This is a genomic window from Iodidimonas gelatinilytica (assembly GCF_008579125.1).
GTDB lineage: Bacteria > Pseudomonadota > Alphaproteobacteria > Sphingomonadales > Rhodothalassiaceae > Iodidimonas > Iodidimonas muriae.
Map to the genome: position 1 here is coordinate 17,967 of NZ_BKCL01000014.1, position 23,821 is coordinate 41,787.

The window sequence follows — 23,821 nt, forward strand, 5'->3', positions numbered from 1 at the left end:
GCCTCGTCGACGGCGATGCGACCCTAGTTCTTGAGGAAGTTGATGCTGTCGGCCTTCTGCGCCAGGAAGCAGATCCAGTCGGTGTTCTCATACGACGCCAGGGCGGCGTCGTTCTTGTAGTAGTCGTTGACCGTCTGGGTGCCGGTGATCAGCGCGCCGTTGTACTTGCGCGCGCGTCGGGCCAGCCCTTCGATAAAGATCTTGGACGCCGGGCCATGCAGCAGGTCCCAGGCCTCGTCGATGACCACCGCGCCGCGGCGTTGCCGGTCGCCGTGATACATGGCGTCCGACGCCAAAAACATCATCATCATCATGACCAAGCCTTGCAGGTCCTTGCGGGTCTTGATGCCGGACAGCTCGAACACGGTCAGGTGGCTGCCGATCTTGAGCGTGCATTGGCCGTTCCAATAACGCTCGTAGATGCCGCCGCGCATACACGGGCGCAGCATTTGCGCGAGATCGCGAACCCGCTTGTCCTTGCCCGCTTCCAGGGCGAGGCCGACGTCGTTGATCTCGCCCGCCGTGCCCTTGGCGCGCCAGACTTCGGCGACGGCGCGTTCGATATGCGAATTCTCGTAATCGTCGGTCTCGGATTTGGTGCGGCACATCTGCTGCACCAATCCGCAGATCATCGAAAGCGCACCCTCGCGGTATTCGGGGTCAGACTCGAAGGCGTCGGCGTCAATGATGGAAAACGGGTTGAGGCAAATCTCCCGCTCGCCGGAAAACTCCACGAAATCCCCGCCCTGCAACAGGCACGAGTTCATGAAGGAGTACCCGTCGTCGATGACGATCACCTGACCGCCTGCGCCCGCGACCGAGGCCACCAGTTCCTGCATGAACACCGATTTTCCCGATCCGGACTTGCCGATCACGGCGACGTTGTAGTTGCCTTCCTGGTTGGCGAAGGGGTCCCAGTAAAACGGCTGACCGCGCCTGCCGATTAACAGCATGCAGGGCGAGTTCATACCTTTCCATTCGCCTTGCAAGGGGGCCAGATTGGCGCAGGTCCAGGTGACCAGGGTTTTGGTGCGCCCCAGCCGCGCTAACTCGGCGGTCATGCCCTCGGCGGGGAAGAACGGCATGGCACTCAGAAACGATTGGAGCTGCACGTAGCGGTCCCGGCTCAAGCGCCAGCCGTTGGCCTTGTACAAGCTGCGCACGGCTTGTTCGGCCTCGTCGCCGGTGCGCAAGGGGGCGTAGGTGACGATCTGATAGAAGCAGCGCGCCAGCTTGTGGCCCTCGCGGACCTTCTGTGAGATGTACTGCCATTCGCGTGCCTGTTCGCGGATCATGGGCAGGAAGCGGGCGAGATCGGTGTCAGCCTGTTGGGTGGACCGCGCCGCCTTGAGGTTGGCGCGCGTGCTATCAGACGTGTCGGTGCCGACGGTGAACGACAGGGAGGCGAGGAACGGGCAGGGGACACGCTGGAAGTCCGAGTAGGGCGAGCCGATCAGGTTGCCGCCCTGCCATTGCGCCCACACCTCGGGCCAGTTCTGCACGGACAGGCAGCGCACGTCGTGGGTGCCGGCAAACACCAGCCGCCACGGATGGACAGAGATGGCGTTTTCCCCTTGGGCAAATTGCTGGTGCAAGGGATCGAGGCCGCGCCATTCGACCGGATCGCGGCGATCCTCCTTCAAGGGGAACAGCCATTCATCGACGATGGCGAGGAACTCTTCAGGGCCAAGGGCCTTGGCGGGGGTGCCCAGTCCGCTCATGGCGGTGAGCAGGTTGCGTCTCGCGGCGGACAGCGTGCCGCGGTTCTTTTCCAGCGAGCCCGGCATGGAGCCGCAGACGAAGATGCGGAAGTTGCGCAGCAGGTGCGCCGTGCCCGGCAGCGGCGATGTCCAGCCGCCGCCTTCGAAATACCCCGTGCGCTTTTCGGCCAGCATGCGGTAGACCTCGGGCGCGCCGTCGCGCGCATCCCGCCAGCCATCCAGAATGCCGCCCACATGGGGCGAGGCCCAGCACATGATCTGCAACGAAGATCGGTCGGGCATGTTGTCGGAGAACGCAGCCGTCAACAGGCTGATGGTCTGTTCGGTGGCGCCCGTGAGTGGCGCGACTTCCAACATGAAACCGCAGGACGCGCGGTTGACGAACAGGCCACTTTGTTGGTCATAGGCCCGGTAGGGCAACAGGCCGACGATGGGCTCGTCCACCGGCGGCGGGCCATGGGGCTCCAGGAACCGCTCGTCGGTAAACAGCATGCTGATCTTGCGGTTGAGGGCATCGAGCACGGTCATGGTGTTTCCGTTCCGCTCTTGTCGTTCCCGGTTGTGTGTTCCGGGTTGGCGGGGAACAGGTGTTCGGGCGCGGTCCGCCAATTGGCCGGGCGCATGACCACATGGACGAAGCCGCCCTCGTGGTAGTGTCCGCCGCCGTCGACGAAGGGATAGAACCAGACCTTGGCCAGCACTTCGGTTTCTCGTACCCGCGTTTTTGGCACCCGCGTTTCCGGCACGCCACCGACCGTCCCGACGGGGAGCGCTTCGGGGAGGGAAGAAGCGTCCCCGCCGGGAACGGTGGCCCCAGGGGAGGGAGGGGCGGCGGAGCTGAAAACCTCGGAGGGAGCGGACAAGGGATCGAGAGGCGTGACGTGAATGGCGGTGTCCGCGCGGGCGTCGGCCTCGCCGATGGTGGCGCAGGCGAGACCTTGCTGGGCCGGGCAGTCCCATTGGCCGCTGACGTTGGGATTGCCCGCCGCGCAACCGGCAAGCGAGATAATGAGCACGATGGGAGAAAGGCGCATCATTGGGCGGCCTCCTTCAGCCAGGCGAGCAGGGCGGCGGGGCTTTTCAGACCGGCGGCGGTGACGCCGTCGGCGCGCATCAAAAACGGCGTTCCGGCGATCCCGTGTTCGGCGGCGAAGGCGTTGGTGCGCTCCAGCGCGTCCGTGTCGCAGGGGGCTGCGGACGGCGTGTCCAAGGTGTCGTCGAAGGCTTGGTGCAGAGCCGCAGCCTTATCCGCCGCGCAGAGCACCGCCTTGGTCGGCGCGATGGAGCGCCCCCACAAGCTCATCAGGTAGGTGTGCGTCTCGACCTCGGGCAGCCCCTTGAGGGTTTCTGCGAGGCGGCGGCAGTAGGGGCAGTTCACGTCGGCGAAGACAGCGAGCTTGTAAGGCGCGCCAGCGTTTTCGACGATGGCCGCATTTTCCGGCAGTTGATCCCAAGGAATGGACGCCAACGGCGCTTCGACGGTCTTGTCCGTTTGAAGAGCGAGATGGAGTTCGTCCCGGCGCTTGGCGGTCAGGTCTACGTGGCTCTGCAAATCGTAGAGCGTTCCGATGAGGGCGTAGCGCCCGCTCTTTTCGACGTAGAGGAGATTGCTGCCGGTGACCAGTTCGTAGAGGCCCGGCAGGACGCTTTCCCGAACGGACGAAATCTCCGTGTTCGGCAGGGTCGTTTTTAGCGCGGCGCGCACGTCGTCCAGGTCGTCCGCCCAAACGGGGGATGTGCAAAAGAGCAGTGCGGCGGCGGTCCCGCCGGTTATCAATCGTGACGGGGTCATCCGTTGGTTCCTTTCGTTTGCGCGGTTCGCGGAGCGATGGCGGCGTCAGGGGTCAGGGTGACGCCCGCGATGAACACCAGTTCGACCTTGGTTCCGGCCTGCATGACGATCACCGGCTGGTACTGCTCGGCGCGTTTGACCAGGTAGTCGGAGACTTTGCTTCCGGCGGCGTCGAGGCCCTGACCGAGGCCGCCCTTGATGATGTCTTGAAGCGGCTGGGCCGGGGTGGTCACGCCGGTGGTTGTCGTGAGCGTGTCCGGTTGCAGGGATTGGGCGGTCGCGCCGCCGATGCCGCCGATGGCTCCGGCCAGGAAGGATTGGGCGACCAGTGCGCCTTCGCGGCTGACCACCTGGCCGCGCACGCCGGCCTTGCCCGCGCCGGCCATGTAGCCCTGAACTGCGGTCTCGAACACTTCGCCCGGGCGGCGCGCGCAGGTCATGGTTTGCAGGCGCACGTAAACCTTCTCCGAGGACAGGTCGCCAAATGCCGCGCCGGTGACCGTGCAGCCGGTGAGGTCGGCGGTTTGTTTGGTCCCGCCGAGCGCGGCCGTCACCGCCGGGCCGGTGATGCGGAACAGCACCGGGCGGGGATCGGCTTGGGCGTTCACGCCGACGGCCGCATCGACGCCGCCGATCACTTCCGCCGGTGCGTAGGCTCCGGCGGGCACGTAGCGGTCGAGCGTTTTGGAGCCGCCTTCGCGGGCGCCCAGGTTGAAATGGATCAAGGTGCTCGATGACGGAGTCACGCTGTTCGTCGCGCCGGTCGCAGTGGACGAGTTCAAATCCGTGCGGCGGCGGATTTGCGGGGCCAAATCGCCCCGGACTTGCTCGAAGGGATTGCGGGTAACGGCGGTGGGGAGTCCGGTCTGGGCTTGTCCTTGCGGCGCGGCCGACGTTTTACGGTCCTGGGGCTCTCCCGGTTTTTCCCGGAGCGCTTCGATCTCTCCTTGCAGCCGCTCGATCTCTTGCGCCTGGGCGTCGATGGCGCGGGTGGCGTTGTCCGCCATGTCGGTGTTTTGCTTGGCAAGGTCCGCATTGTCCCGTTCCAGTTTTTGTCGTTCCGCTTCCAGGCGCTTGAGGCGACCCTCCATGGCGGCCATGCGCTCTTCGGAGATGTCCAGCCAGGAGCGTTCCGCCCGTGCGCCGCGCGTCAGGTCGGCGACGATCCGGGTGGTCGCCGTGTCCGCATTTTGGATCGGCGCGGAGGGCGCCGCGCCGTCCGCGAGAAACCACAACACCCCCGCGCCAAGAGCGGCAGCGCTGACGCCCAAGGCGGCTTTTTGCCGGTTGGTGGCGCGTTGTAGGAGCTCGTTGGCGCGCGTCTTCATTGTGCGCCCCCCATGCGGCGATGGACCACGTAGGCGGTGATGGTCTCATCCGCGCCGATGGTGCGGGCCGGAAGCCACACGGCGGCTTGGCCGGGGGCGAACAGATCGCGCTCGGTGAGCGTCACTGCGTCCGTTCCGGTGTTGCGGACCTGCAAGGCCACGCCCTGCAACGCCGTGCCGGTGACTTCGAAGGTCTTGAGGATCGACAAAGCGCCTTGGCGTTCGGCCTCGCCTTGGATGGGTTTTCTTACGTAACCCACAGGCGGTGGGATGATCCCGGCGGTGGCCTTCATGACTTCGATGACCGAGGCGTGGATCGGCGTTTGCGCTTCCCAGGCCTGGCTTCCGCGCTGCCCGCGAGCGCGTCGGCGTTGCGGATCAGGATCTGTTCCGACGGCACGTTCTCGGGCACCAGAAGGAGTTGGTAGGTGAAGCCCTTTTCCGTGGCGATGAACAGGTTCAACGGCTTTACGAGCGGCGCCACGGTGGGCTTGATGTAGATGTCGCCGGAGACCTCGTCATGGGTGATGTCAACGTCGGGGTCGCCGTTGACCATTCGGATGCGGTCTTGGGTGAGCGCGATGCGGCTGATCTCGCCCGCCGAAACGGTGGCCGTGACTTGCGCTCCGTCCACGCCTTGCTTGATTTGCAGGGCGGAAGCGGGAGCGGCCATGGCGACGAGCCCGGTGAAGGTCGCGGCGACGGTCACAGCCACGGTCATGGGGAGAAGGGTGATGCGGGCTTGGTTACTCATGGGGTTTTTCCTCCTCGAACTGGCTTAAGGTGAGACGCCCGGCTGCGTTCACGAAGCCGATGCGGTAGGTCACCGCTTCGCTGTCGACCTGGGATTCCCCGATGAAGCTCTTGAGCACGCCGGTGATCCGCACGGTGAGCGCGCCGGTGTCGGCGGTGACGGTGGTGGGGTAGAAGGCGGTGGCGAGCTTTCGGGCTTTGATGTCGGCAAGCCAGGTGTCGAAGGCGCGCTTGAACTGGCCGTAAAAGGCGGGATGGGCGATCTTCAAGATGGCGTCCTGCACATAATCCGTGGTGCCGGGGTGGACGTTGAGAAACGTCAGCGCGACGTCGCGGGCCATATCCTCCAGATAGGCGGCGTTGACACGCTCGCCGGTGGAATAGACCCGTCCGGCGGGCGACGGCACCATGACCACGGTTTCGCGCTTGGTCAGCACGGCCAGCCCCAACAGCACGTTGACCGAAAGGCTCAAGGCCAGTCCGGCGAGCAACAGATTGCGCCAGACGGTGACGGCGTGCAGGTGCGCGTTGTGACCGGCCAAGTCCATCAGACGTACCTCCGCACGCACGACGGCGGCGTCGCCTTGAAGCGGAACACGTTGGGAAAGAACCAATAGAGCGCGTAGAGGCCTAAGTTGGCCTGGCCGTTGCCCTTCATCCGGCGCAACAACAGAAACCCGCCGATCCCGATGCCCGCGCCGATCAGCAGATAGCCGCTCAGCATGCCGCCGATCAGGGGCCCAAGCATGACCAGGGCCTCGTCGACCGTCCAGAACATCCAGCGCTCCGGCTCGTCCAGGCGTTTGGGGATCATGTAGGCTTCCATCTTCGCCGCTCCGTTCAGATCAAGGCGGAGATGGACGAGGTGACGATGGGCAGCCCGTACCCGGCGATGGCGCCGACGCCGAACGCGCCGATCACCGCCCAGATGTTGAAGCGGATCACCGACGCCGCCAGCGCCGCGACCAGACCGAGCCCGGCCGCCAGTTTGCCGCCGCCGCCCTCGACCATGTCGGTGATGCGGTTGTTGACGGCGGAAAATTCGGTGCCGCCGGTTCCGGCTTGGGCCGAGGAGGCCACCGCCAGGGCGGCGATCAAAGTCAGCCCGGCGACGATGGCGACACCGGTGACGCGGTTGGCGTGAACCCGCATGGCGGGCGAGGGGCGAAGCCCCCTTTGCAGACAAAAAATACGAGACCTGAGCATGTTCGCTCTCCCCTTCCTTGGGCGGTTGTGGCCAGAAGGAAAGGCGAGAAAAGGCGCCCTGTCAAACCAAAAAATTTAACAAAAACAATAACTTAGAGCAATTTTAGCCAAGCCCTGATAACCCCAAATCAGCCCAGACAATTCCAGCTACGGCGAATTTTTTTTACGCCGCGCCGTCCGGCTGGAGGGCTGCCCAGGTGAAAATCGGCTGCCCCAACAACAGAAAGTTTTTATAAGTTTGATTCAGTTTTTAAGGCCGGATTGGCGGCGCGAAAACAAGGCGTTATCGTCAATGTTGCGCCTGATGGTACGAATGTTTGCGCCTGAAAGTACGACACCCGTGCGCCTGATCGTACGAACGCCAAAACGGGTTTTGCACAGGGTTATGAATCGGCGCGCGTGATCTTATCCACAGACGTGTGGGTGGGGGCGTGGATGGAAAGTGGAGCACTTTTTGCCATATACCATAAATAGGTGATGTATAGTTTTGCTCACGGTATGGATTGATGCTGATGGCCAATCCAAAATGGAAAGGTGAGATATGATTTCCGTGACATTTGATACGAATGCCTTGGATAAAGCGTGTCGCCCGGAGCGGTTCCCAAAGGATTCTAACCAAGCTGTTTATCAGAAAGTTCATGACGCGCTAAAGGCCGGCAATATGGCTGGGTATTATTCAGTCACGATGCTGACGATTGAGGGAATACAAAATGCTGATAGAGCAAAGGTTTTCTCCGGGACGAAGCTGACGACTTCTACCAGCGAGGAGACTATTACCTCAACTAGAGACCTTCATCCAGATATTCGGGCTAAGATTGGAAACGATGATATTACAACTATTTCTTTGAATATCACTGTTTCCCAGCCAGACAGGGCACCGCTGCATCCAGAGGTTCTGCGTCGAGTAAAGGCGGCTCATGGTTTGGGAGTAAAGGTCTTGAAAGCTCCTCCAAGATTCGGAGCGTTCTCCTATGACGATCCAGATGGGAAATTCTATCTACCAATAATGATCGTGGGCAATTGGCTGAATGGCTTGAAGCGGTTCAAGACGTTGGTTCTGCCATTGAGGCTCGGGGTGTGGGGTATGCAAGATTAAAAGCTCTGGGGCAGGAAATTGGAGAGGAGGTTGATCCGCAGCGGGTTTGGTTCCGTTCTCTTGATGCCGCAAAAGATGTTCACGAAGAGAATGCCGTAAAACGAGCTTTTCGTGAATGGGCCGATGGCGACAGCGTTGCATCCCACATCGCATATGGGATCGATGTTTTTTGTACGGGTGATGAAGGCAAGAGCAATGCGGATAAATCGATTCTTGATGCTCAAAACCGTGAGTGGTTAGAGGAAAAATATGATGTTCGTTTTATGACTGTTAGAGAGCTCTTAAGCCACCTACAGTCTGCTGGATTGGTGTGACAGGAAATGGATGATGAAGACCAGGGCTACCGGATGCTGTGTGGGCCGAGCTTGATGGGCGATTGTGGCACGCAACCTCAAGGTGCCGAAGATGTCGATTGCTGCCGTGGGATAATAAGGCTGCCGTGTGAGCAGAGTGCCGCTGACTTTTGTGAGACGACATATGGATTTGGGTGATTTTCCCCGTCTGGCAGAGTTCCTGGTCCGGTGCATCGACGAGGAGTCGCTGGGGGGATTGAGGCTGCGGCGCAATCAGGCCGGAGCCAAGTTCATCGCCCCGTGGCGCTGCGAAGAGCCGTTATTCGGCCCTAACGTCGCAGAGGTTGTTGTCCCTTCAGGGGACAGTGCTGTCGATCAATTTCTCGAAGACACGACCCGCCTTCATTACGGCTACCCTCTGCGCCTGTATGAGGACGGCTATATCTCTCCATTGTTCTTTATCGAGGTGGATGTCCGTCGGCGGGAAGATGGCGGAGAGGCTGCCTATTCTCTCCATCCGGTTTTGAAAAGCCTGGGCATTAACCGCCTGCTGTTGGAGGAAGCGGGGCTGTCCCGCGAGGAGGTTGACCTCCTCGCCAGAGAGCTGACGGGAGATTTTGGTGCGTTTGACGCTCAATTTGAGGCCGCTGCCGCCGCGCTGGATATCCCGGATAGCCTACTGGCCGACAACATGTTGGACCCCATGCCCCAACGAACCAACGGGCGGCAGTGGTCCAAGACCCCGATCCTTTTCGTGTGCGACGTTAGCGGCGTTAAGTACCGTCTGCGGTACGAGCTGAGCCGGTTCGTCGATCAATCCAAGTTTTTGCAACCCAAAATCCCCGATACCGCCCTAGGGGCCGTTCTCGATCCGATGTTGAATTCTCTTCTAGAACCCAAACCTAGGCCGCCTCGGTTCGAAGTGTCTGCGATGAACCGGCAGCAGTCTGATGCGGTTGACCGTGCTTTATCGGCCTCGTTGACGGTGATTACTGGGCCGCCAGGTACCGGGAAATCCCAAGTGGTGGTAAACATTCTGGCGAACTGCATTGCTTCAGGGGAGAGCGTGTTGCTCGCCAGCAACAACAACAAGCCCCTTGATGAGGTCCGCCGCCGCGTTGCCGAGCTCATGGATGGCGCCGGCGATTTCACGTTCCGACTGGGCAATCAGCAGGCATTTCAGGAAACGCGGACGGACATGACGGGGAAGCTGGGGCATCTTGTCGCGGCGGATGGGCAGTCCCAGATTCCCGACCTCTTGCGCCAGCTTGAGGCATTGTCGCTGGAACGCGACGGGTTGCAGCGGGAATTAGACGCTAACCGCAGCGCCCAGGCCGACATTGAACGTGCCTTGGCGAACGAGAAGCAAATCACGTCCACCCTACCGCCAATATGGGTCGAGCATCTTGGCCAGGAGGAACTCGGCCCCGTCGATACCACGAAGTTACGACGCATTGTCGGCAAGCTGAGGCGCTGGACAGGCAAAGAACCTGCCGGTCTACTCTTCGCCATCCTCAAACTATTGATGGGTGCGAGACTGCTGGAGGGGATAGAGGCCAACCTCCGTGATCTGTATGGGGCGCTGCCCATCGCCATCCAGAACCATGCGTTTCCAGGGGAGGGGCGTAGTTCCGCTGAGAGCCTGGGCATTGCTGCCTTGTGGCTCGAACAGCACTGCAATTGGGTTCGTTCGCATGTCCTGCGCCGGGAAGCCGAAGCCCGATTGGAGGCCTTGCGGACTGCGGAAACGATATTTCCCGAACTGGACGATGTTAACAACCGGAGGGTGGCGGCGGGCAAAGCCCTGTTCCGTGCCGCTTGGTCGGACAGGCTTTCCAGCAAGGCAGGCAGCCTGAAGGACGCGGCGGACCGGTATTTCGACCATGTTGACCGATGGCTCAAGGGTGGGGGGAAGAACAAGGCGTTCTTTGACGGGTATCGCCAAAGCGCCCAATCGGTCCTGGATGGCCTGCCTATCTGGATCACGACGAACCTGTCGGTGGGAGCTGCGGTTCCATTCGAGCCGGGCTTGTTTGATTGCGTCGTGATCGACGAAGCCAGCCAGTGCGATTTCGCATCGGTTCTGCCCCTCCTTTTCCGGGCTAAACGGGCCGTGTTCGTGGGAGATCCAAAGCAGTTGCGACACATACCCGGCGTTACGTCGGATCAGGAAACCTACGTGGCGGATAAGTCTGATGCATCAGACCTCTTGGTGAATTTCTCCCCGATCACTCGGTCCGCCTACGACATCGCGGCAAGCTCCGCAGTGGCGCGGGGTGACGACGAACTTCTGCTTTCCCAACATTACCGCTGCCATCCGGACATCATCGGGTTTTCCAACATGGCATTTTATGCCGACCGCCTCGTGGCGCGGACTGCTGCGGCAACTTCTGTCGATGGCCTCCAGGCGGGCATGACGTGGCAACACGTCGATGGGACTCTTCTCCGAACCGCTAAGAGCGCGGCAAACGAAACGGAAGCGCAGGCCGTTGTGAGCCTGATCCAGTCCGTCTTGGACCGGCTTCGTAATGCCACCACCACGATTGGCGTGGTCACGCCGTTCCGATTGCAGGCTGACTTGATCGTGAACATGCTGTCGGCACAATCGTGGTGGTCGTCTTATGAGAAACGTGTGACTGTCGGAACCGCACATGCATTCCAGGGAAGCGAATGCGATGTGATGATATTTTCGCCGGTCGTCACCAAGGGTATGAAGGAAAGCTTGGTTCGGTTCGCAGCGCATTCCGACGAACTTCTCAATGTCGCCGTCACGCGAGCGCGGGCTGCATTGTCTGTCGTCGGCGATGCAGGAAGCTGCTTGGCTGCGGGCGGGGCGCTAAAAGACCTCGCGGACTACGCTCGCAAACTGTCCGACAGGAAAGCAGGGCGGCCAACACCGAGAAGCGAGGCCGAAGCCGCCTTCGCCCGTATCTTGGACAAGTTGGGTTTCGAATGCTGCGAAGAGGTTCCGCTATATCGGCACAAGGACCAGGCGCCGTACCGATTGGATTTCGTTTATGTCTCACCCTCGGGGAACAGGTATGATCTTGAAGTCGATGGCGCCACACACTGCGAGAATGATCGGTTCCAGGAAGATGAGATCCGGGACAGAATCGCCGAAGCCGCCGGTTACACCGTTATCCGAATTCCGGCGGTGGATGTGCTGAAAACCCCAAATGCCGTTGCCGAGCGCCTTCGACATCTCACATAGCAACACGACTCCAGAGGCGTCAGCTATACCTAGCCAAGCGTAACGGATCGCACCGTGTCACCTGAAGACACTCCCGATTCCGCCGATCCCGCGTAAGGGTGAGCTCGTATCCGGGAATACTCTGCTTTTCCACGATGCGGCGCAGATCGAGCGCGAAGTCGGAATAGCGCGCCAAGCTGCCGCTTTTCTCGTACAGCGTTTTGAAGGTGAAGCCCCAGCCTTTCTTGCTGCGACCGCCGTGTTTGCGGGCGAGGCGGTAGAGCCAGCGTTCGATCCCGCCGGTAAGGGTGAAGTAGGCGGGGTCGATGGCGAGCACCAGGCGTTCGTTGACGATGCCCTGATAGAACCAATCGGGCAGGATGATCTCCATGCCCCTGGTCGTGCCGCCGACGGTCAGTTCGCTCCATTCGTTGATCCAACTAAAACGGTGTAGGCGTCGGGCTTTGCGTTGACGTCCGTCCGTTGCATCCGAGGCGGGAACCTCGGCGCGCAGGTTGGTTTGCACGGTGGTCGATTGCAGGCGGTCGAGCGCGGCGCGGAATCGCTCGTAGCCCAGCTTGCCCGTGGGGCGGCCCGCGAAGCGCAGGAACTGGTGCGGCATGAAGCGGAGCAGGCGTGAGGTCGATGCTCCCCTGTTGCGGGCGTCCATGATCTGGCTGGCCGCCCAGATCAGCACGTCGGCGTCCCAGATGGTCGCCATGCCGTATTCGGGCACGGCCTCGACGCGGATGGTCACGCCGTCGCGGTCATAGAGCAAAGACTTGATTCGTCGTCCCTTGGCCAGCGAAAAGAACGGAAACGCCATCAGATCCTGATAGTCGCGGATGCCGGACGGTTCGGGGATGCAGGAGAACAGGTCCAGTTGGCGCCGTTCCGACGGCGCAGTCCGGGCCATTGAGATCAGGCTTCGCCGGTGAAGCTGCGTTTGCGTTCGTCGATCCAGGCGTCGAGATCGGCGCGGTCGTAAACCACCCGCCGCCCGGCCTTGGCGTATCGGGGGCCTTCGCCGGTGACCCGCATGCGGTTCAAGGTGCAGGGACTCAGGCCCACGTACATGGCGGCCTGTTTGGTGCTGAGATATCGGGGACTGTTGTGTTCGGTGTCGTTCAGGCTCATCGCTTGCTCCTCCATATGCGTTGGAGCAATTCAAGCGATGAGGGGCGAAAGCCGATACGGTCGAAATCGGCAGATGCGGAAACGACCGTCCCGGTGAAGCGTTATTCCAGAAGCTCCCGGTAGCCGCCGTTCATGAGGTATAGCGCTTTGCGAATGCGCCGCCGCACACGGCTGCGCATCCAACTCCCGGCGTCCCATTCTGCCTTGACGGCATCCGCACCGAAAAGGTCAATGGCGATGTCGCGGTGAGATTTCCCGGCGGTCACGCCGTCAAGAGCGAGAAGCAATTCGCCCAGGTCCCTCGAACCGCGGCCTCGACTTTTTTAAACTGTTCGCCGGCCAAGACGGTCCATAGATCGTGAGTGCACGACAGCAGAACGGGTAAGCGCAGGCCCAGGGGAATGCGCAGGACGACGCCGAACGATGAGCCGGGGAGGCGGTCATTGGGAAAACGCAATTGCATGGCGGTTCCGTCCTTCGTGACCGTCAAAACCAAGCCGCCGCCCTGTAGCCTCAATCCCGATACGCGTGCGCCGGATTGACAGAGCGCGGGGAGCAGAGGAACGCCGTCGTCTTCGGAGATTTCGGCGTCGAGCATCGGCCCGATGGCCCAGAATGGTGCGGCGTGACCGGCACCGGCGTTGGGGTCCTCATAAGCGAGGAGCCCCCACTGTGCGGCCCGGAGGTCTTGCCGCGTCTGCCGATGAATCGGGAAGTCATATTCATCGGACGCACGGCGGATTTTGGAGGAGCGAGAACGCCACTCTGCCTGGTAATTCGGGTTTCTTCGGAGGAATTTCCAGGCTCTCAGGGGGTGGGGTAGTTTTGAAGTGTCCATGATTTTTCCTTGTCATTCGGATCGGGGTCGCGAAATTCCTGGTTGATCAGTGGGGCAGGCGGGCAGTTCTGCCTTTGTGATTGTCTTGCGTGTCCCTCCCAGCTTCGGTGGCAGCGGACCACGATGGGGGCCGGACGGCCCCCGCCTTTGGATGGCTCCACATAAAAACACAAAGAAAATGTATAAATAAAATGATTTACACAAAGACGATAAAGTAGGTAGAGTAAATGGTGAAAAGGATATTGGTCGGACGGCCCAAATGCAACCCTTTAGGGAATATGCCTTGGCAGCCTCGTCGTATCGTGTTGCGTGCGAAGGGCTCTTAGGGGGCGAATGGGCCGGACTTCCGATATCGACGCTGTCGGTATGCGGCGGCGGACAGTGGAAGATGGGGTGAGATAGATGTTGTCGAATAAGGCTAAGTATGCGCTCAAGGCGTTGGCGTACTTGGCGGCATCAAACAGAACTGCCGCCGTCCAGGGGAGCGATATTGCTGAGGCCGTCAACGTTCCGCGACGGTTTCTCGGGGCGATCCTTCTTCAGTTGAAGAATGCGGGATATGTATCCGCTCGACGAGGATTTGGCGGAGGCTACGGGTTACAGCGGTCGCCATCGGAAATTGCGGTGGGCGAGGTTGTTCGGTTGATCGACGGCCCTGTGGCGCCGTTGCCTTGTGCGAGCCGGAATGCGTTTCAACCTTGTGATGATTGCGGCGATGTCAATCGGTGCCGGATCCGAGGACTGATGATTGAGGTCCGTGATGCAATCGCGCGGCTACTGGATGAAAAAACCATAGCCGACATCTCTGAAGACCTGGACGGGTGTGAGGAGGGAAGGCTCTTCCAAGCTTAGTTACGCCAAAAAGACGACAAACATTATAGACATAATCAACAGTGTGAAAAGGAGCACAGCCATGTCGAACAAATCTCTCAAGCTCAAAACCCTGATACTCGCCATCGGGCTCGCCTCCGCGCCGTTAGCTGGGGCGGTCGCGGACACGGAAATCTTGAACGTCTCCTATGATCCGACCCGTGAACTCTACCAAGAGTTCAACAAGTCCTTTGCCGAACACTGGAAGGAAAAGACCGGTGAAACGGTGACGATCCGCCAGTCTCACGGCGGCGCGGGCAAACAGGCGCGCGCCGTGATCGATGGACTTGAGGCCGATGTGGTGACCCTGGCCCTGTCTTATGACATCGACGCTATCGCGGAGAAGACCGGCTTTCTTTCCAAGGACTGGCAGTCGCGTCTCCCTCACGAGAGTTCCCCTTACACGTCAACGATTGTGTTCCTGGTCCGCAAGGGCAATCCGAAAGGGATCAAGGATTGGGGTGATCTTGCAAGCCCCGGCGTGGAGGTGATCACTCCGAACCCGAAGACCTCCGGTGGAGCGCGCTGGAACTTCCTTGCCGCCTGGGGATGGGCGCTCGACCATTTTGGCGGCGATGAGGCCAAGGTCCGCGACTACGTCACCAAGGTTTACCGCAACGTGCCGGTTCTCGATTCCGGAGCCCGCGGCTCGACCAACACCTTTGTTAAGCGTGGCATCGGGGACGTTCTATTGGCTTGGGAGAACGAGGCTCTTTTGGCCGTCAACAAGCTCGGCCGGGACGATCTTGAGATCGTTGTGCCATCGGTTTCAATTCTCGCCCAGCCGCCTGTCACCGTGGTCGATCACTGGGTTGACGCTCACGGTACGCGCAAAATCGCCGAAGCCTATCTCAACTATCTCTATACCCCGGTGGGCCAGGAATTGGCGGCCAAACATTACTATCGGCCGCGTGACGAGGAAGTCGCAGGCAAGTACGCCAATGTCTTTCCGAAGGTAACGCGGTTCACCGTCAAGGACGTCTTCGGCGGCTGGCAGAAAGCCAGGCAACCCACTTCGCCGACGGTGGGACCTTCGACCAGATTTATGCGGTCGGAAAATAAACCACGCCGTAAATGCGTCGCCCGTGGATGGTCTGCGGGCGACGCGACGGAGAGGGAACAGAGCATGACGAAAGACGCTTTGAACGAGTTGGTTCATGATGCCCTTGCGGATGTTACGGATAAGAATCCAGCTGACTTTTCAATCCATAAGGATGGAAATCACTTTAGTGCGCGGATACTTGGAGTAACAGTAACGAGTGCGTTTCAGCCTATTTTTTCCAATCTCGACAGTGAAGTAATCGGGCACGAAGCCCTGCTGCGACCGCTGGCCGGAAAAGGGGCCCCCCTCTCGCCGGCCTTGGCCTTCGCCATGGCTGCGGAAGCAGGCAAGGTTGTGACCTTCGACCGCGTCTGTCGGACCATTCACCTGCTCAATTACGTCGCTCAGGCTCCGGACGACGGTTTCCTGTTCCTCAACATTCATCCCAGACATGTCGCGAACGTTCATGGGCATGGCAAGGTCTTCGAGCGTGTTCTACGCCACTACGCATTCCCAAGTTGCCGCGTGGTTCTGGAGATCACAGAAAACGAAACAGGCGAAGAAGCGCATCTGGCGGAAGCCGTGGCGAATTATCGTAAGCGCGATTTCGCCATAGCGGTGGATGATTTTGGATGCGGCCATTCGAACCTGGACCGGTTGTGGCGACTGCAACCGGATTTTCTCAAACTCGATCTTCGTGTGATCCAGGAAGCGTCCGTCAATCGTCGCGTCCGCAATAGCTTGGCGCATCTCATTCGGATGCTGAAGGAGCTTGGGGCTCAAACGATCATTGAGGGGGTGGAAACCGACGAGCAGGCGCGGATCGCACTCGATGCCGGCGTCGATTACGTCCAGGGATTTCATTTCGCCAAACCTTTACCGCTTTCCGAAGCTTTGAAAATCCGCGCTATCGCCTCTCGCACCGGCAAAAGTACGCTTGAACACATTTACGAGGTGGGCCTCTGACGCCTCGCCGCGTCGACACCGTGACAAAAGACAGGAGAAAGAAGATGACTGATACAAAGAAAGCGGGACAAGAGGTTGCCCGAGGGCGAATTTTCGAGAGCCTGACCGATTTGATCGGCGGGACGCCGCTGGTCAGACTGGCAAAGCTTGCCGCCGAGTCCGGCGTCAAGGGGGATATTCTGGGTAAGTGCGAATTCTTTAATCCCCTGGCCAGCGTAAAAGATCGGATCGGTCTTGCGATGATCGAAGCGGCGGAAGCTTCCGGTCAATTGAAACCTGGTGGAGTTCTCGTTGAGCCGACATCGGGCAATACCGGCATCGCCTTGGCTTTCGTCGCTGCGGCGAAGGGGTATCGCCTCATCCTTGCAATGCCCGAAAGCATGTCTCTGGAACGCAGAAAGATGTTGTCGCTTCTCGGTGCGGAAATTGTCCTGACGCCAGCCTCAAAGGGTATGAAAGGGGCGGTCGAACAGGCGAACGTGTTGCTGTCCGAGATTCCCGGCGCGGTCATGCCGCAGCAGTTCGAGAATGCCGCAAATCCCCAGATTCATCGGTTGACCACGGCTGAGGAGATTTGGCGGGATACTGATGGCAAGGTGGATGTCGTGGTGGCGGGCGTCGGAACCGGCGGCACGATTACTGGTGTTGGCGAGGTGTTGAAGCGACGCAAGCCCGGCGTGCGGCTGGTTGCCGTCGAGCCGGAGGATAGTCCGGTCCTTTCTGGAGGCCAGCCTGGACCGCACAAAATTCAGGGCATCGGCGCGGGTTTTGTCCCGAAAATTCTGAATACCGGGATCATTGACGAGGTCGTGAAGATCGGTAATGAGACGGCGCTTTCCACCGCCCGCCAGGCCGCCAAACTTGAAGGCCTTCCGGTAGGCATTTCTTCGGGAGCGGCCTTGGCGGCAGCCCTGGAAATCGCAGAACGCCCCGAGTTCGCGGGAAAAACCATCGTCGTGATTCTTCCGTCCTTCGCCGAACGCTATTTGTCGACGGCGCTGTTCGACGATCTTGACGGGAAAGTCACGGAGGTGTCGTCATGACGGCTCTGAGGATACCCCTTCTCAGGTTGAAGCTTGAACGTCCTGGCGTGCTTCCTGGCTTCGGTCCCGCGCTGGGCTTTACGCTTCTGTACTTGTCTCTGGTCGTGCTCATTCCCCTCGCCGGCGTGTTCTTCAGGGCTGCGGGATTGACCTGGGACGAGTTTCTCGCGAAGGCCTTTAGCGAGAGGGCGCTTGCGGCCTATCGGCTGAGTTTCGGTGGCGCCCTGGCGGCCGCGACGATCAACGCCTTTGCTGGCGTACTTATCGCCTGGGTTCTGGTCCGTTACCGATTTCCCGGCAAGAAGTTGATCGATGCAACCGTCGATTTGCCATTTGCCTTGCCGACGGCGGTTGCGGGTATTGCCTTGACGGCGATCTATGCCCCGAACGGTTGGATCGGGGCCTGGTTGGAGCCACTTGGCATCAAGGTGGCGTTCACGCCGATTGGCGTGATCGTGGCCATGGTTTTCATCGGGCTCCCGTTTGTCGTGCGAACGGTTCAGCCCGTCTTGCAGGATTTCGAGGCTGAAGTGGAGGAGGCTGCCCATAGTCTGGGTGCACGCCGAATACAGATATTTCTCAGGGTTATCCTTCCGGGGCTCCTCCCTGCGGTTCTGACCGGCTATGCCTTGGCCTTTGCAAGGGCTTTGGGCGAATACGGATCGGTGATTTTCATCGCCGGGAACATGCCTGGACTGTCCGAGATCGCGCCGCTGCTCATTATTATCCAGTTGGAGCAATACGACTATGCCGCCGCGACGGCGATCGCTGCGGTCATGCTGGTCGCATCGTTTCTCCTTCTGATTCTCATCAACTCCCTACAGGTTTGGCGCCGTGCGCGCCTTGGCGGATGAAGAAGGTGTCGGAACCATGACCATTACCAATCCCGAATATCCGTTGTTCAGCACCCGCCCTCAGGCGCTGAGCGAGCCTTTATGGGCAAGAATCTCTTTGATCGTCGCAGCCCTGGTATTTCTTGGGGGCTTCCTGCTACTTCCGCTGCTCGCCGTTTTCGTCGAGGCATTGTCGAGTGGGTTTGGCGCCTATCTTGCCGCGTTCGATGAGCCCGATGCTCAAGCGGCCATTCGTCTGACACTCATGACGGCGGCCATCGCCGTTCCCTTCAATCTGGTTTTCGGCGTCTCCGCAGCCTGGGCTATTGCCAAGTTCAGATTTCCCGGACGAAGTCTGTTGATCAGTCTTATCGATCTTCCCTTTTCAGTTTCTCCGGTGATCTCCGGCCTAATCTACGTCTTGATGTTCGGAGCGCACGGTTGGCTGGCGCCTGCTGCAGATGCCCTGGGCGTGAAAATCATATTCGCGGTTCCGGGGATCGTGTTGGCGACCGTATTTGTCACCTTTCCCTTCATCGCCCGTGAACTGATCCCGCTGATGGAAGAGCAAGGTTCCGACGATGAAGAGGCCGCAATGCTGCTGGGCGCATCCGGATGGCAAATCTTCAGGCACGTCACGCTTCCCAATGTGCGATGGGGCCTGATGTATGGGGTCCTGCTTTGCAACGCCAGGGCCATGGGCGAGTTCGGGGCCGTATCCGTGGTGTCGGGTCACATTCGTGGTCTGACCAACACTATGCCGCTCCATGTCGAGATTCTTTACAACGAATACAACTTCGTCGCCGCTTTTGCCGTGGCATCCCTTTTGGCCGTTTTGGCGCTCGTTACCCTCGGGGTGAAGAGTCTCCTTGAGTGGCAGTATCGGGATGAAATTGCGGCCATGGGTCATTAAAGGACAGTCCAATGATTGATATTCGCAACATCACCAAGACCTTCGGTGGATTTATCGCGCTGAATGACGTTTCGCTTCCCATCGCAGAGGGAGAGCTGGTGGCCCTGCTGGGGCCGTCGGGGTCCGGCAAGACCACGCTGCTTCGCATCATCGCCGGGCTGGAGACCGCAGACCGCGGAACCATACGATTCGCCGGGTTGGACGCCACGGAGCTCAGCGCGCGGGAGCGCCAAGTAGGCTTTGTCTTTCAGCATTATGCGCTGTTCCGCCATATGACGGTCTTTGAGAATGTCGCCTTTGGGCTCCGGGTTCGACCGCGTAGCGAGCGCCCAGCGGAATCCGAAATCAAGCGCCGGGTGGAGGAACTGCTGGAACTGGTTCATATCGGACGTCTGGCGGATCGCTACCCATCCCAACTCTCCGGCGGCCAGCGTCAGCGTGTGGCGCTGGCCCGCGCTCTGGCGATTGAGCCGCGTGTTCTATTGCTTGATGAGCCATTCGGGGCGCTTGACGCCCAGGTTCGCAAAGACCTCCGCCGGTGGCTGCGTCGGCTGCACGATACGCTTGGCATTACCGGTGTATTTGTAACTCATGATCAAGAGGAGGCGCTGGAAGTTGCCGACCGGGTGGTGGTCATGAGCCAGGGACGGATCGAGCAGGTCGGAACGCCGACGGAAATTTACGACAATCCAAGGACGCCGTTCGTCTATCAGTTCCTCGGAAACGTCAACAGCCTGCCTTGCCAGGTCCGACGAGGGGAAGCCGATGTTCACGGACTGATTATGCCCGCGCCGGAATATGCAGGCATTTCGAATGCGCCCGGCGTTGTTTTCGTTCGTCCGCACGATCTCGATATAGCCGATGAAGATCATCCGGCCAGCCTAGTCGCCAAGGTGGGGCATCAGACAATCTTAGGGCCTGTGGTGCGTGTCGAGTTGGAGACGTCATACGGCGAGCATTTAGAGGCCGAGCTGACGCGGGCCAGACATGCGGAACTCGGGCTGTCCCAGGGGGCTAGCGTTGGTGTGCGACTGCGCCGGGCTCAGCTCTTTTTGACGGAAGCGGTCCGGGGCCCTGAATTGCGTAACGACGACGTCTGATCGATTGGGGCTTGTTCCCGCACAGTTTCCTGCAATTTGCACAGCGACCGCCAGTCGCCGATCGATGCTTGGCGCGAATGGCGAGGTCCCTGTCGAGAACAGGGAAGCGCTCCTGCATTCAATCGGCGAGATCGGACCAACGTCCCGACATCACGCTGACTGACCTTTGCTGTCGATCCTTTGTGGCCAATTTGCTATATTGTCTATAAAGCCTATAGTCTTTGTGCGACCTGACGATTTATGGAGTGAAAAAGCATTGGATCAATCGGTTGTCCAAATAACTATTGTTTTAGTATTGGTGTGCATTGTTTTCTTTGGATTCGTCAGAGAAAAAATAGCGCCGGACGTTGTCGCCATGACGTCAATCGTCGTCCTGCTGGCGACCGGGATCCTGACAACGCATGATGTTTTGGGTGTTTTTAGCAGTAGCGCTCCGATAACCGTGGGGGCGATGTTCATTCTTAGTGCCGCCTTGGAACGGACCGGCGTCATTGACGGTATAGGTCGTTTGGTTTCCAGGGCGGCCGAGCGATCGCCGGCCCAGGCGATTGGCGTGATGATGCTCGGCGTCATGTTTCTTTCCGCCTTCATCAACAATACCCCTGTCGTGGTGATCCTGACGCCGGTGGTGATTGGCTTGGCTTACGCCCAAAAAGTGGCGCCTTCCAAGCTGCTCATTCCTTTGTCATTCGCCAGTATTTTTGGCGGAACAATGACGTTGATCGGCACGTCGACGAATATTCTCGTTGACGGCGTAGCCCAGAGAGAGGGCTTGGCGCCGTTTGGTATGTTCGAAATCACCATGTTGGGGCTCATTGTCGGGTGCGCTGGAATTATCTACCTGCTTGTGGTTGGGCGTTGGTTGTTGCCGGTTCGGGAGACACTCGCCTCGATGTTACCATCAACGGCTGACAGGCAGTTCATGGCGGAGATTCTTGTTCCTTTGGATTCTCCATTGATCGGCCAGACAGTTGGTCAGGCCGGTTTTACCGAGGAACGGGGTTTCCGGGTCATAGACCTCATTCGGGCGGACCGCTCTCATCGATACAGCTTTGATCGGATGGAAGTCGAGCCGGGCGACCGGCTCGTTATTCGAAGCAAGGTGAAGGATATGATAGGCCTGCGGGAGGCGGGGGACGTGGCCTTCGGTGGACGAAGCGGGCTGCATCCTATTGAGCCGATCTCGACAACCGAGACGAAGATCGTCGAGGGAATCGTCGGGCCGGACTCCAGTTCGATTGGACGACGGGTCGGTGATCTCGGTTGGCGCCGCGTGTATGGCGCCTACATCCTGGCTGTTCATCGCCACGGCCAAAATTTGTCACAAAATTACCAAGATGTGCGTCTTCGGGTCGGCGATTCAGTGCTCTTGGAAGGACCGGTCGCCAGCATTCAGCAATTGTTTGAAAACGGCGAGATCATCAACCTTTCAACGCCGACGGAGCGCCCGTATCGCCGATCAAAGGCTCCGATCGCTATCGGCGCGGTTGTGGCAGTGATGGTTCTCGCGGCACTCGAAATTTTGCCGATTGCAGCGTTGGCCATCATGGCTGCGGTGATCGTTGTCGCCCTCGGGTGTCTCGAATCCAACGAAGCATATGAGTCGATCCAGTGGAATATCCTGTTTTTGATCTTCGGCATGTTGGCTCTTGGATTGGCGATGGAGAAAACCGGCGCAGCCGAACTTGTGGTTGATAGCTTTGTTCTCGTTGTCGGGGGGCTGGGTCCGATCGCTGTCCTTTCAGCGGTTTATCTCATTACGTCGGTGATGACCGAGATGATGAGCAATAACGCGGCGGCCATTTTATTGACGCCGATTGCGGTGGGTTTGGCCCAGCAGTTGGGGGTTGATCCCCGACCCTTCGTCGTCGCCGTGATGTTCGCGGCCAGCGCCAGCTTCGCGACGCCTATCGGCTACCAAACCAACACCTTCGTCTATAATGCCGGTGGCTACCGCTTCATGGATTTTATCAAGATCGGTGTTCCCCTGAACCTCTTGATGTGGGTTGTCGCGACTATCGCAATTCCCATGATTTGGCCCCTTTAATGAGCCGTAACGGTATTTATCTGGCGCTATCTATCTTACCCACGCCAAGCGTAAGCACGCGGGTGACGCCTGGTGGGTGTGGTGTTCTTGGGGATGGGCAAATGCGATGTTAATCCGCCGTGCCGGTACAGTCGGCGGTCTGACCGCCATCAGCCGGCTGTTCGGCTTTGTCCGCGACATGATCTTGGCCAATATTTTGGGCGCGGGACCTTTAGCGGACGCCTTTGTCATCGCCTTTCGGCTGCCAAATCATTTTCGAGCCCTTCTGGCGGAAGGGGCGTTTAACTCCGCCTTCGTCCCAACATACGCAGACGTGTTGGAACGCGACGGAGACGATCAAGCCTTAGCCTTCCGCTCTTCGGTTCTAGGCTGGATCAGCATCATCAATTTACTGATGTTAGGAGTTGCCGTCGGGGCCACCGGCTGGTTCGTCGCTGTATTCGTGCCGGGACTTTCGGAAGGGAGCGCGCAATTCGAGCTTGTTGTCATTTTGACAAAAATTACATTCCCCTACTTGATCTGTGTATCAGTTGTTTCAGTTCTGAGCGGGGTGCTGAACGCTCATGATCGATTTGCGTCGCCTTCCGCCGCCCCGATATTGCTGAACATTTCAATGATACTAGCGATGACGGTATGGTGGCTCTTCCCATCCGCAAGTCATGCAGCAGCCGTGGGGGTGCTTGTTGGCGGTGTGCTCAAGTGTCCTTGCTGTTTGTTTCTTGCTACCAAGCCCGCATCCGCTTTTGCGCGTTCCCGCCGCTCATAACACCGGCTACTTCGAAATTTCTACGTCGCTTGGGTCCTGCTGTGATTGGTGCTGGAGGGGTTCAATTGGCCTTACTCGCCGATACGATGATTGCCAGCTTTTTGCCCTCGGGGACAATGTCGTTTTTATATTATGCGGATCGCTTGTATCAACTTCCGTTAGCCGTCATTGGCATCGCAGTTGGCACTGTTCTGCTACCAAACTTATCTCAACAGTTTAGCCGCGCCAATGAAGAGGGCTTGCAATCCACTCTCGGTAAAGCGGTTGCCGCTTGCCTATTGCTGGGCTTTCCGTGCGCGATAGGGCTGGGGCTTCTTGGCGATGTGATTATCGAAGTTCTGTTCGTTCACGGCGCCTTCAATCAAGCCGCCGCGCACGGGGCTGGTGGGGCTCTTATGGCCTACGCGGTCGGACTTCCAGCGGCGATCGCTTTGCGATCGTTGGTGTCGGCTTTCCATGCAAGGGGGGATACCAAAACGCCTGTAAAGGCCCTATTTGTTTCAATGGCTGTCAACATTGGACTGAAAATTATCTTAATGGGCAGCTTGCAACATATTGGCTTGGCAATTTCAACGTCTGTTGGCGTTTGGATATATGCAGGTTTATTGATGGCCTTATTGATACGCGGTGGCCACGTCAAATTCCAGCCGGACAGTATTCAAAAGCTGCGGATGTCGATGGTCGGATGCGCCTTGATGGTTCTGACCATCATTAAGGGGCGGGAGGTGGCTTCTCACTTATTTGTCGGTTTGACGCCACCGTTCCTTACCGTGGCGATTTTGTCGGTCGTTGGATTTGCATCTCTATTGACCTACGGCATGCCATTGATGGCGCAGGAGATGGTCTCGCGTCGGCGTCGGGCTCGTGGGAAGAACGCGTAGCTGCCC

23 protein-coding genes and 2 pseudogenes are annotated in these 23,821 nt (G+C 59.2%); 12 read left to right on the plus strand and 13 right to left on the minus strand.

Annotated features, from left to right (window positions below):
• Positions 1-23: 23 nt before the first annotated feature.
• The 9 genes from traC to JCM17844_RS13050 are packed head-to-tail and all read right to left on the minus strand — an operon-like array spanning position 24 to position 6,800.
• A complete protein-coding gene (traC, locus tag JCM17844_RS13010) occupies positions 24-2,249 on the minus strand; it encodes a type IV secretion system protein TraC (protein WP_150001343.1) in 2,226 nt (741 codons plus the stop codon).
• The gene (locus tag JCM17844_RS13015) at positions 2,246-2,758 is read right to left on the minus strand and encodes a TraV family lipoprotein (protein WP_150001344.1); all 513 of its coding nucleotides are present in this window, start codon (positions 2,756-2,758) and stop codon (positions 2,246-2,248) included. Before JCM17844_RS13015 ends, traC begins: the two co-directional genes overlap by 4 nt.
• Positions 2,755-3,513, minus strand: coding sequence for a DsbC family protein (locus JCM17844_RS13020; protein ID WP_150001345.1), 759 nt, complete (start codon positions 3,511-3,513; stop codon positions 2,755-2,757). Before JCM17844_RS13020 ends, JCM17844_RS13015 begins: the two co-directional genes overlap by 4 nt.
• On the minus strand, positions 3,510-4,841 hold the full coding sequence (locus JCM17844_RS13025) for a TraB/TrbI/VirB10 family type IV secretion system protein (protein WP_150001346.1): 1,332 nt from the start codon (positions 4,839-4,841) through the stop codon (positions 3,510-3,512). The genes JCM17844_RS13020 and JCM17844_RS13025 overlap by 4 nt, the downstream gene beginning before the upstream one ends.
• Positions 4,838-5,134: a hypothetical protein gene (locus JCM17844_RS17490; protein WP_443093538.1), complete on the minus strand. Its 297-nt coding sequence runs from the start codon at positions 5,132-5,134 to the stop codon at positions 4,838-4,840. The genes JCM17844_RS13025 and JCM17844_RS17490 overlap by 4 nt, the downstream gene beginning before the upstream one ends.
• Entirely contained in the window at positions 5,131-5,595 is a 465-nt protein-coding gene (locus JCM17844_RS17495; protein WP_150001348.1) for a TraK domain-containing protein, read from the minus strand. Before JCM17844_RS17495 ends, JCM17844_RS17490 begins: the two co-directional genes overlap by 4 nt.
• Positions 5,588-6,142 carry a TraE/TraK family type IV conjugative transfer system protein gene (locus JCM17844_RS13040; protein WP_150001349.1) on the minus strand — a complete coding sequence of 185 codons (555 nt, stop codon included), beginning with the start codon at positions 6,140-6,142 and terminating at the stop codon, positions 5,588-5,590. The genes JCM17844_RS17495 and JCM17844_RS13040 overlap by 8 nt, the downstream gene beginning before the upstream one ends.
• Complete coding sequence (traL, locus tag JCM17844_RS13045) at positions 6,142-6,408, minus strand: type IV conjugative transfer system protein TraL (protein ID WP_210431984.1); 267 nt, start codon at positions 6,406-6,408, stop codon at positions 6,142-6,144. Before traL ends, JCM17844_RS13040 begins: the two co-directional genes overlap by 1 nt.
• A 26-nt stretch (positions 6,409-6,434) precedes the next feature.
• Positions 6,435-6,800: a hypothetical protein gene (locus JCM17844_RS13050; protein ID WP_150001351.1), complete on the minus strand. Its 366-nt coding sequence runs from the start codon at positions 6,798-6,800 to the stop codon at positions 6,435-6,437.
• Positions 6,801-7,341: 541 nt separating this feature from the next.
• Here JCM17844_RS13050 and JCM17844_RS13055 point away from each other — a divergent pair.
• From JCM17844_RS13055 to JCM17844_RS13065, 3 genes are all read left to right on the plus strand, one after another.
• Positions 7,342-7,896, plus strand: a complete 555-nt coding sequence (locus JCM17844_RS13055; RefSeq protein ID WP_150001352.1) for a hypothetical protein — start codon at positions 7,342-7,344, stop codon at positions 7,894-7,896.
• A complete protein-coding gene (locus JCM17844_RS13060) occupies positions 7,878-8,210 on the plus strand; it encodes a hypothetical protein (protein WP_150001353.1) in 333 nt (110 codons plus the stop codon). Before JCM17844_RS13055 ends, JCM17844_RS13060 begins: the two co-directional genes overlap by 19 nt.
• Positions 8,211-8,373: 163 nt before the next feature.
• A complete protein-coding gene (locus JCM17844_RS13065) occupies positions 8,374-11,400 on the plus strand; it encodes an AAA domain-containing protein (protein ID WP_150001354.1) in 3,027 nt (1,008 codons plus the stop codon).
• Between the two features lie 19 nt (positions 11,401-11,419).
• Here the strand turns inward: JCM17844_RS13065 and JCM17844_RS13070 are convergent, their stop codons facing one another.
• The 4 genes from JCM17844_RS13070 to JCM17844_RS13085 form a co-directional block, all read right to left on the minus strand.
• Positions 11,420-12,295, minus strand: a complete 876-nt coding sequence (locus JCM17844_RS13070) for a replication initiator protein A (RefSeq protein WP_150001355.1) — start codon at positions 12,293-12,295, stop codon at positions 11,420-11,422.
• A 5-nt stretch (positions 12,296-12,300) separates the two neighbouring features.
• Positions 12,301-12,516, minus strand: a complete 216-nt coding sequence (locus tag JCM17844_RS13075) for a helix-turn-helix transcriptional regulator (protein WP_210431985.1) — start codon at positions 12,514-12,516, stop codon at positions 12,301-12,303.
• 101 nt (positions 12,517-12,617) lie between these two features.
• Positions 12,618-12,803 (minus strand): DNA -binding domain-containing protein, encoded by a 186-nt coding sequence (locus tag JCM17844_RS13080; protein WP_210431986.1) that lies wholly within the window; start codon positions 12,801-12,803, stop codon positions 12,618-12,620.
• Positions 12,779-13,354, minus strand: coding sequence for a hypothetical protein (locus JCM17844_RS13085; protein WP_150001358.1), 576 nt, complete (start codon positions 13,352-13,354; stop codon positions 12,779-12,781). The genes JCM17844_RS13080 and JCM17844_RS13085 overlap by 25 nt, the downstream gene beginning before the upstream one ends.
• Positions 13,355-13,756: 402 nt before the next feature.
• Here JCM17844_RS13085 and JCM17844_RS17425 point away from each other — a divergent pair, with 402 nt between their 5' ends.
• The 9 genes and pseudogenes from JCM17844_RS17425 to murJ all read left to right on the plus strand — a co-directional run bounded on the left by JCM17844_RS17425 (position 13,757) and on the right by murJ (position 23,815).
• The gene (locus JCM17844_RS17425) at positions 13,757-14,206 is read left to right on the plus strand and encodes an RrF2 family transcriptional regulator (protein ID WP_150001359.1); all 450 of its coding nucleotides are present in this window, start codon (positions 13,757-13,759) and stop codon (positions 14,204-14,206) included.
• Positions 14,207-14,267: 61 nt separating this feature from the next.
• Positions 14,268-15,286: pseudogene (locus JCM17844_RS17430) on the plus strand (sulfate ABC transporter substrate-binding protein).
• A 64-nt stretch (positions 15,287-15,350) separates the two neighbouring features.
• Positions 15,351-16,232 (plus strand): EAL domain-containing protein, encoded by an 882-nt coding sequence (locus JCM17844_RS17435; protein WP_210431987.1) that lies wholly within the window; start codon positions 15,351-15,353, stop codon positions 16,230-16,232.
• A gap of 44 nt (positions 16,233-16,276) precedes the next feature.
• Positions 16,277-17,275 (plus strand): cysteine synthase A, encoded by a 999-nt coding sequence (gene cysK, locus JCM17844_RS13105; protein WP_150001361.1) that lies wholly within the window; start codon positions 16,277-16,279, stop codon positions 17,273-17,275.
• Positions 17,272-18,129, plus strand: a complete 858-nt coding sequence (cysT, locus tag JCM17844_RS13110; protein ID WP_150001362.1) for a sulfate ABC transporter permease subunit CysT — start codon at positions 17,272-17,274, stop codon at positions 18,127-18,129. The genes cysK and cysT overlap by 4 nt, the downstream gene beginning before the upstream one ends.
• Positions 18,130-18,145: 16 nt before the next feature.
• On the plus strand, positions 18,146-19,021 hold the full coding sequence (cysW, locus tag JCM17844_RS13115; RefSeq protein WP_150001363.1) for a sulfate ABC transporter permease subunit CysW: 876 nt from the start codon (positions 18,146-18,148) through the stop codon (positions 19,019-19,021).
• 11 nt (positions 19,022-19,032) lie between these two features.
• Positions 19,033-20,121 carry a sulfate/molybdate ABC transporter ATP-binding protein gene (locus tag JCM17844_RS13120; protein ID WP_150001364.1) on the plus strand — a complete coding sequence of 363 codons (1,089 nt, stop codon included), beginning with the start codon at positions 19,033-19,035 and terminating at the stop codon, positions 20,119-20,121.
• A gap of 256 nt (positions 20,122-20,377) precedes the next feature.
• Positions 20,378-22,168, plus strand: coding sequence for a sodium:proton antiporter (locus tag JCM17844_RS13125; protein ID WP_150001365.1), 1,791 nt, complete (start codon positions 20,378-20,380; stop codon positions 22,166-22,168).
• A gap of 178 nt (positions 22,169-22,346) precedes the next feature.
• Positions 22,347-23,815: pseudogene (murJ, locus tag JCM17844_RS16205) on the plus strand (murein biosynthesis integral membrane protein MurJ).
• The last annotated feature ends 6 nt before the right edge of the window (positions 23,816-23,821 follow it).

Excerpts from the sequence above, each read along its gene's own strand:
- cysT (WP_150001362.1), top strand. The coding sequence starts at position 17,272 with ATGACGGCTCTGAGGATACCCCTTCTCAGGTTGAAGCTTGAACGTCCT.
- JCM17844_RS13085 (WP_150001358.1), bottom strand. The coding sequence starts at position 13,354 with ATGGACACTTCAAAACTACCCCACCCCCTGAGAGCCTGGAAATTCCTC.
- JCM17844_RS13055 (WP_150001352.1), top strand. The coding sequence starts at position 7,342 with ATGATTTCCGTGACATTTGATACGAATGCCTTGGATAAAGCGTGTCGC.
- JCM17844_RS13025 (WP_150001346.1), bottom strand. The coding sequence starts at position 4,841 with ATGAAGACGCGCGCCAACGAGCTCCTACAACGCGCCACCAACCGGCAA.
- JCM17844_RS13120 (WP_150001364.1), top strand. The coding sequence starts at position 19,033 with ATGATTGATATTCGCAACATCACCAAGACCTTCGGTGGATTTATCGCG.
- JCM17844_RS13040 (WP_150001349.1), bottom strand. The coding sequence starts at position 6,142 with ATGGACTTGGCCGGTCACAACGCGCACCTGCACGCCGTCACCGTCTGG.
- traL (WP_210431984.1), bottom strand. The coding sequence starts at position 6,408 with ATGATCCCCAAACGCCTGGACGAGCCGGAGCGCTGGATGTTCTGGACG.
- traC (WP_150001343.1), bottom strand. The coding sequence starts at position 2,249 with ATGACCGTGCTCGATGCCCTCAACCGCAAGATCAGCATGCTGTTTACC.
- JCM17844_RS13020 (WP_150001345.1), bottom strand. The coding sequence starts at position 3,513 with ATGACCCCGTCACGATTGATAACCGGCGGGACCGCCGCCGCACTGCTC.
- cysK (WP_150001361.1), top strand. The coding sequence starts at position 16,277 with ATGACTGATACAAAGAAAGCGGGACAAGAGGTTGCCCGAGGGCGAATT.
- JCM17844_RS13070 (WP_150001355.1), bottom strand. The coding sequence starts at position 12,295 with ATGGCCCGGACTGCGCCGTCGGAACGGCGCCAACTGGACCTGTTCTCC.
- JCM17844_RS13015 (WP_150001344.1), bottom strand. The coding sequence starts at position 2,758 with ATGATGCGCCTTTCTCCCATCGTGCTCATTATCTCGCTTGCCGGTTGC.
- JCM17844_RS17490 (WP_443093538.1), bottom strand. The coding sequence starts at position 5,134 with ATGAAGGCCACCGCCGGGATCATCCCACCGCCTGTGGGTTACGTAAGA.
- JCM17844_RS17425 (WP_150001359.1), top strand. The coding sequence starts at position 13,757 with ATGTTGTCGAATAAGGCTAAGTATGCGCTCAAGGCGTTGGCGTACTTG.
- JCM17844_RS13050 (WP_150001351.1), bottom strand. The coding sequence starts at position 6,800 with ATGCTCAGGTCTCGTATTTTTTGTCTGCAAAGGGGGCTTCGCCCCTCG.
- JCM17844_RS17495 (WP_150001348.1), bottom strand. The coding sequence starts at position 5,595 with ATGAGTAACCAAGCCCGCATCACCCTTCTCCCCATGACCGTGGCTGTG.
- JCM17844_RS17435 (WP_210431987.1), top strand. The coding sequence starts at position 15,351 with ATGACGAAAGACGCTTTGAACGAGTTGGTTCATGATGCCCTTGCGGAT.
- cysW (WP_150001363.1), top strand. The coding sequence starts at position 18,146 with ATGACCATTACCAATCCCGAATATCCGTTGTTCAGCACCCGCCCTCAG.
- JCM17844_RS13065 (WP_150001354.1), top strand. The coding sequence starts at position 8,374 with ATGGATTTGGGTGATTTTCCCCGTCTGGCAGAGTTCCTGGTCCGGTGC.
- JCM17844_RS13075 (WP_210431985.1), bottom strand. The coding sequence starts at position 12,516 with ATGAGCCTGAACGACACCGAACACAACAGTCCCCGATATCTCAGCACC.